The organism is Actinomadura sp. 7K534, from assembly GCF_004348575.1.
GTDB lineage: Bacteria > Actinomycetota > Actinomycetes > Streptosporangiales > Streptosporangiaceae > Spirillospora > Spirillospora livida.
Genome location: NZ_SMKB01000072.1, coordinates 23130 through 30571, shown reverse-complemented (window position 1 = coordinate 30571; position 7442 = coordinate 23130). Strand labels below are relative to the sequence as shown.

The following is a 7442-nucleotide window of genomic DNA, read 5'->3' as shown; positions in this document are numbered from 1 at the left end:
GCTCAAGTCATGGCGGATCCTGCGCAAGCTGCGCTGCAGCCCGAGCAAGGCCGGCCACATCGTCAAGGCCATCGCCGCCCTGCAGAATCACCGCGTCGCCCAGGCAGCACGGGGATGAAATGGGTTCAATGCCCGTGGCGGGCGGGCCGGATCGGCCTCCGGTTGGTAGACATGGGGGAAACCAAGCGAATGAAGCCGACCAAGGAGTTCATGTGGCAGGCAACCTCACGCGCGATGAGGCGCGGGAACGGGCCCGGCTGCTCACCGTCGAGTCGTACACGGTCGACCTGGACGTGACGACGGGTGAGGAGGGTTTCGGTTCCACCACCGTGATCCGGTTCGGCTGCGCGGAGGCCGGCGCGTCCACGTTCGCCGACTTGCACGGCGCCACCGTGCGGGAGGCGACGCTGAACGGCAAGGCCCTCGATCCCTCGTCCTATGACGCCGAGAAGGGCCGCCTGCCGTTGCCGGATCTGGCCGCGGACAACGAGCTCCGGGTCGTGGCCGACTGCACGTACTCCCGCTCCGGTGAGGGCCTGCACCGCTTCGTGGACCCGGTCGACGGCGGCGTCTACCTGTACTCGCAGTTCGAGACGGCCGACGCGCACCGCATGTTCACGTGCTTCGACCAGCCCGACCTGAAGTCCACGTTCGAGTTCACGGTGCAGGCCCCCGCGGACTGGGAGGTCGTCACCAACGAGGCCCCCGCCTCGGCCGAGGGCGGCACGTGGCGCTTCCCGCCGACGCCGCGGATGTCCACCTACATCACCGCGCTCGTCGCCGGGCCGTACCACGTCGTCCGCGACGAGTACCGCCGCGAGGACGGCTCCGTCATCCCCCTCGGCGTGTTCTGCCGCGCGTCGCTGGCCGAGCACCTCGACGCCGACGCGATCGTGGACGTCACCCGCCGCGGGTTCGGCTACTTCGAGAAGGTCTTCGGCCGGGAGTACCCGTTCGGCAAGTACGACCAGCTGTTCGTCCCCGAGTTCAACGCGGGCGCGATGGAGAACGCGGGCGCGGTCACGTTCCTGGAGGACTACGTCTTCCGGTCGCGGGTCACCGACGCGGCCTACGAGCGGCGCGCCGAGACGATCCTGCACGAGATGGCGCACATGTGGTTCGGCGACCTGGTCACCATGCGCTGGTGGGACGACCTGTGGCTGAACGAGTCGTTCGCCACGTACATGAGCGTCCTGTGCATGGCCGAGGCCACCGACTGGACCTCGGTGTGGACGACGTTCGCGAACCTGGAGAAGGCGTGGGCGTACCGGCAGGACCAGCTGCCGTCCACCCACCCGATCGCCGCCGACATCCCCGACATCCGCGCCGTCGAGGTCAACTTCGACGGCATCACCTACGCCAAGGGCGCTTCCGTCCTGAAGCAGCTCGTGGCCTATGTCGGCCTCGACAACTTCCTGGAGGGCGTCCGGCGCTACTTCGACCGGCACGCGTGGGGCAACACCGTCCTGACCGACCTGCTGGGCGCGCTGGAGGAGATGTCCGGCCGCGACCTCGCCGCCTGGTCGAAGGAGTGGCTGGAGACGGCGGGCGTCAACACGATGCGTCCGGAGTACGAGCTGGACGGCGACGGCGACTTCTCGTCGTTCGCCGTTCTGCAGGAGGCCAAGGCCGACTACCCGACGCTGCGTTCGCACCGCCTCGCCATCGGGCTCTACGACAGGACGCCGGAGGGCGTCGTCCGGCGCGAGAGGGTCGAGCTGGACGTGGTGGGCGCCCGGACGGAGGTCCCGCAGCTCGTCGGCAAGAAGCGTCCCGACCTCGTCCTGGTCAACGACGACGACCTCACTTACGCGAAGATCCGGCTCGACGCGCACTCGCAGGCCACCCTGGTCGAGAGCATCGGCGACATCAGGGAGAGCCTGCCGCGCGCGCTGTGCTGGTCGGCGGCCTGGGACATGACGCGCGACGCCGAGATGGCCACCCGCGACTACGTCCGGCTCGTCGCGAAGGGCATCCGCGGCGTCACCGACATCGCGGTCACCCAGACGCTGCTGCGGCAGGCGCGCCTCGCCCTCCAGCAGTACGCGGACCCGGCCTGGCGCGGCGAAGGCCAGGCCCTCCTGGCCGAGACCCTGGCGGACCTGGCCCGCGGCGCCGAGCCCGGCTCGGACCTCCAGCTCGCCTACACCCAGGCGTTCGCCGGATCCGCCGTGTCGGACGACCACCTGGCGTTCGTCCAGGGGCTGCTGGACGGCTCGCAGGTCCTCGACGGCCTCACGGTCGACACCGACCTGCGCTGGACGCTGCTGCGCCGCCTCGTCGTCACCGGGAAGGCGGGCGAGGCCGAGATCGACGCCGAGCACGAGCGGGACCGCACCGCGGCGGGCGAGCGGCACGCCGCGAGCTGCAAGGCCGCCGTCCCGTCGGCCGAGGCGAAGGCCGCCGCGTGGGACCGGATCGTGTCCGGCGACCTGCCCAACGCCGTCTTCCGGGCCACGCTCGGCGGTTTCGTGGAGCCCGACCAGGCCGACCTGCTCGTGCCCTACGTCGACCGCTACTTCGCCGAGGTCGGGCGCGTCTGGCGGGAGTGGAGCAGCGACATGTCCCAGACGTTCGCGGAGGTCGCCTACCCCTTCCTGGTCATCGAGCAGTCCACCGTGGACCGCACCGAGTCCTACATCTCCGAGGAGAAGCCCCCGCCGGCGCTCACCAGGCTCCTGTCGGAGGGACGCGACGGCGTCGCCCGCGCACTGCGCGCCCGCGCGAAGGACGCCGCGTCCGCCTGAGCACCGCGTCCGCCTGAGCCCAGCGCTCAGATCGGCCTGCGCGAACCTGTCCCCCGCCCCCGTGACCATGGGATCGTTAACGGTCACGGGGGCGGGGCCGTGCCGCCGGCGGGGAGGAGGTCGCGTTGGAGACCGCACAGGACGTTCTGACGGCGCTGGCGCGGCGGTACGCGTTCGGTGACCTCGAGGCGCTGATCACGCAGGGCACCGTCGTCCCCGACCACCACGCCGGCACCGTCGCCGCCCTGTGCGCGTTCGGGCAGCGCGTCCTGGACCTGGACGCCGAGGACTTCGGGATGCCGGAGGCCACCGGCGAGGTCCCCCGCGACCTGCTCGACCGGGCCCGCGCCAGCCGCATGCCGCAGGCGCCGCGGGAACGCCCGCGCGGCGCGCTCGCCAGCCTCCGCCCCGCGTACTCCCTCCTGCTGGAGGTCATCGCGATCCGCTGGCACCGCCGCGACATGGCCGCGCTCGTCGCCGCCGTGCACATCGCCGGCGAGTACCTCCCGATGCTCGCGTGGGAGCCCGTCCTCGGCCACGCCGGCGACCCCGCCCGCATCGGCGACTCCGTGACGGGCGACGGCAGCCGCTTCGGCGTGCCGGTCGAGCCCGGCTCGGCCCGGATGTGCGACCACACCCGCCCGGAACGCTCCGCCTGCGAGCGGACCCTCCGCGTCGCCGGGGAACCGGCACCCGGGTGGCGCGCCTACCTCGACCGCCAGCACAGCCAGGTCGCCTCCGCGCTCGGCGACTGCGCCGCCCGCTGCCGCACCCCCTGCACGGTCATGACCCGGCTGGACGGCCCGGTCCGGGCGGACCTCACCGACCGCTGCAAGCTCGCCGTGGACTTCACCGACGGCGCCCTGGTGAAGCTGCGGCACGCGGCGCCGGTCGGGCACGGGTTCGGCGTCCCGTCCCCGGAGGAGGTCCGGACGGCCTGGGCCCGCGCCCGCAAGTCCCTGTCCCGCCACGCGCTGGGGCACAAGGCCATGGCCGGCGCCGACGGCTCCTACCCGCTGCCGGGCCTTCCCGAGCTCTTCTCCGCGATCGCGGCGGCCGAGCTGCGCCCCGACACCCTCCTCCGGGACGTCACCACCCGCATCACCGCGACCCTCGCCTGAGGCTCGGGTCGACGAAGGCGTCACCGAGGTCCTCCAGGAAGACGGGGTCGCCTCCGGCGTCGGCCAGGGGGACTCGCCAGTTGGGGTACTCGTCCGTGGTGCCCGGCTGGTTCTGCGTGCGGCGCTCTCCGACGGCGTCGGCGAGCGAGACGCCCCTGAGGCGGGCGGGGGTACGGCCCAGGAAGGCGTGCAAGGCCGCAACGATCTCGGCGTCGTGGGCGGTGGAGCCGTCCGCCAGAGCCCGCATGATGTCGGCGGGCGGCGTCGCCAGCAGGTCCTCGCCGTGCAGGAGGGCCAGCCAGTCCGCCAACTGGCGGCGGTGGTCGTCCTCCTCCTCGGCGCGGGAGCGGGTGAGGAGGCCGAGCCGGTCGCGGAGGGCGATGTGGTCGCCGTGGACGAAACCGGTGATGGGCGGCATGTCGTGCGTGCCGACGGTGGCGAGGGAGAGTTCCCGCCACTGAGCGGGCGGTTTGGGGCGCCCGTCCCCGGCGCGCTCGAACCACAGCAGGGACGTGCCGAGGACGCCGCGGTCGGCCATGGCCTCCCGCACCTCGGGCTCGACGGTGCCGAGGTCCTCGCCGACGACCACGCCGCCGAAGCGCTCGGCCTCCCAGGTGAGGCAGCCGAGCAGGGCGTCGCGGTCGTAGCGGACGTAGGTGCCGTCGGCGGGTGACGCGCCCTCGGGCACCCACCACAGCCGCGACACCTGCATGGCGTGGTCCAGGCGGATGCCGCCCGCGTGCCGCAGCACGGCGGCCGCCATCTCGCGGAACGGCCGGTAGCCGTCGCGGGCCATCGCGTCCGGCCGCCACGGCTGCTGGCCCCAGTCCTGGCCGCGCTGGTTGAACTCGTCCGGAGGCGCCCCGACGCTCATCCCGGACGCGAGCATGCCCCGGTACATCCACGCGTCGGCGCTCCCGTGCGGGATCCCGACCGCCAGGTCGTGGACGACGCCGACCGGCATCCCCGCGTCCCGCGCCGCGCGCTGCGCCGCCGCGAGCTGCCCGTCCAGGCGCCACTGGAGCCACGCGTGGAACGCGGCGCGGGAGCCGGGAACGTCCGCCGCGCACCTCTCTCCGGCGTCAGGGTCGCCGGCGCCCTGGAGGGGCCGCGGCCAGCGGCGCCAGTCGGTCGTGCCCTGCTCCTCGCTGATCGCGCACCAGGCGGCGAACCCGTCCAGCGCCGCGCCCTCGCGCCTGCGGAACTCCGCGTAGCCCGGGTCGGCGTCCTCCCGCCAGAGGCGGAACATCGCCTCGAACGCCTCCAGCTTGGCCGCCCAGACCGCGTCCCGGTCCAGCAGCCCTTCCTGCGCGCGCAGCTTGGCGGCCAGGGCGGCGAACCGCTCCCGGTCCCGGGCGGGCAGCCGCGCGTACTCCGGCATGTCCTCGACCCGCAGGTAGATCGGCGACGGGAAGCGGCGGCTCATCGGCGAGTACGGCGACGGCCCCACCGGCGGGACGGGCTCCGTCGCGTGCAGCGGGTTGACCAGGGTGAACCCCGCGCCCAGCTCGCGGCCGCTCCACGCCGCGAGGTCCGCCAGGTCGCGCAGGTCGCCGAGCCCCCACGACGCCCGGGACCGCACCGAGTAGAGCTGCGCCGTGAAACCCCACGTCCGGGGCGGGGGCCGCAGCGCGGCGGGTGCCACCAGCAGCGCCGCGTGGTCGGTGCGGCCGCCGCGCCGGACGCGCAGCCGGTGCCAGCCGGCCGGCACGTCCGCCAGCCCGGCCAGCGGTTCGTAGGGCCGCTCGTCCGGCTGGACGTGCGGGTCCGGCGGTGCCAGGACCTCCCCCGCGGACACCTCGACGTCCACCTCGGCGTCCTCGCCGGAGCCGAGATGACCGCGGAGCTCCGCGAGGATCCGGCCGGTCACCGTGCCGTCCCCCCGGCGGACGATGACGGCCGGCGGCAACCCCCGCCGCGGTTCCCTGGCCCGTTCCAGCCCCGCCCGGACGGCGCTCGGGGTGGACGCGTCCACCCCGAGCGCCGCCAGGACCGCCACCAGCGTGCCGGGCGAGACCTCGGCCGCGCGCCCGCGCCAGTCGGTGTAGCGGGTCGCGACGCCGTGCAGTCCGGCCAGCGTGCTCAGTTCATCGTCGGCCACGCCTGCACCATGCCCCGTCGTGGCGGGCTCACGCCGTCCAGATGTCCGGCTTCCGGCCGATCCACGGGCGGGCCTCTTCAAGCTGCGCGGACAGCGAGATGAGCGTGCCCTCACCGCCGAGCCGCCCGGCGAGCATGATCCCGATCGGCAGGCCGTCGGCGTTCACGTGCAGCGGGACGCTCACGGCGGGCTGCCCGGAGATGTTGTACACCGCGGTGAACGGGGTGAACTTCGTCTGCCGCTCGAAGTTCTCGGCGGGCTCCTGGTCGTGGAAGTACCCGACCGGGACCGGCGGCTGCGCCAGCGTCGGGTGCAGGATCGCGTCGAACTCGTCCATCACGGGGAACGCCGCGCGCAGCGCCCCCTGCAGCGCGGCGTGCGCCTGGAACAGCTGCGGCGCGGTCGTCGCCTCGCCGTGCCCGCGCAGCCAGCGGGTCAGCGGCTGGAGCAGGTGCTCGCTCTCCTCCGCGACGGGCGTGACGGTCGCCATGACGCCCCAGAGCGTCACGAAGTGCGGGAGGACGTCGGGCCCGAGCATCGGCGGCAGATCCACGATCTCGTGGCCCAGCTCCTCCAGCAGTTCGGACGCCGCGTCGTATGCGGCGACGCAGTCGGGGTGCACCTCGGCGCCCGGCACGGCCGTCTCCAGGCTCCGCGCGATCCGCAGCCGGCCCGGCGGGCGCTCCGCGTACGAGGCGAACGTCCCCTCGACCGGCGGCGCCGCGTACAGGTCGCCGGGCTGGTAACCCGCCATCACGTCCAGCAGGAGGGCCGCGTCCCGGACGGTCCGGGCGATCGGCCCGTTCGTCGACAGCCCGAACAGGTCGGGGATGACCGGCCCCTGCGAGACGCGGCCCCGGGTGGGCTTGAGCCCGAACAGCCCGCACGCGCTGCTGGGGATGCGGATCGACCCGCCGCCGTCGCTGCCCTGCGCGACGGGCGCCAGGCCCGCCGCGACCGCCGCGGCGGCGCCGCCGCTGGAGCCGCCGGCCGACCGGGAGAGGTCCCAGGGCGTCCGGGCCGGCGGCGCGACGGCGCTCTCCGTGTAGCACGGCAGGCCGAACTCGGGCGTCGTCGTCTTGCCGAGGAGCACCGACCCCGCCTGCCGCAGGAGGGTCACCACGTGGTCGTCGGCGAACCCGTCCAGGTCGGAGTAGACGCTCGAACCGAACGTCATCCGGACGCCGCTGACCATGTTCAGGTCCTTGATGGGGACCGGGACGCCGTGCAGCGGGGGGAGGTCCGCCGGGTCCGCCGCGTCCAGGACGGCCTTCTCGGCCTGCCGCGCCTCCTCGCGCGCCCGGTCGGCGGTGACCGTGACGTAGGCGCCGACCTGCTCGTTGAGTCGTTCGATACGGGTCAGGTAGTGCTCGGTGAGTTCGACGGGGGATACTTCCCGGGTGCGGACGGCCGCGGCCATCCGGGTGGCGCTGAGGTCATGGGTTTGTGTCACAAACCGGAACGCTAGACGCC

Annotated in this window: 4 protein-coding genes; 2 read left to right on the top strand and 2 right to left on the bottom strand. The window is 73.8% G+C overall.

What is annotated here, in order from left to right; translation table 11 throughout:
* Positions 1–212 precede the first annotated feature (212 nt).
* Both pepN and E1266_RS16605 read left to right on the top strand, forming a co-directional pair.
* Positions 213–2747: an aminopeptidase N gene (gene pepN, locus E1266_RS16610; protein WP_132047866.1), complete on the top strand. Its 2535-nt coding sequence runs from the start codon at positions 213–215 to the stop codon at positions 2745–2747.
* A 125-nt stretch (positions 2748–2872) separates the two neighbouring features.
* Positions 2873–3868 carry a hypothetical protein gene (locus E1266_RS16605; RefSeq protein ID WP_132047864.1) on the top strand — a complete coding sequence of 332 codons (996 nt, stop codon included), beginning with the start codon at positions 2873–2875 and terminating at the stop codon, positions 3866–3868.
* Here the strand turns inward: E1266_RS16605 and malQ are convergent.
* Positions 3849–5969: a 4-alpha-glucanotransferase gene (gene malQ, locus E1266_RS16600; RefSeq protein ID WP_132047862.1), complete on the bottom strand. Its 2121-nt coding sequence runs from the start codon at positions 5967–5969 to the stop codon at positions 3849–3851. The two genes, E1266_RS16605 and malQ, sit on opposite strands and share 20 nt — an antisense overlap.
* Positions 5970–5997: 28 nt before the next feature.
* Positions 5998–7422, bottom strand: a complete 1425-nt coding sequence (locus E1266_RS16595; protein WP_132047860.1) for an amidase — start codon at positions 7420–7422, stop codon at positions 5998–6000.
* Positions 7423–7442 lie beyond the last annotated feature (20 nt).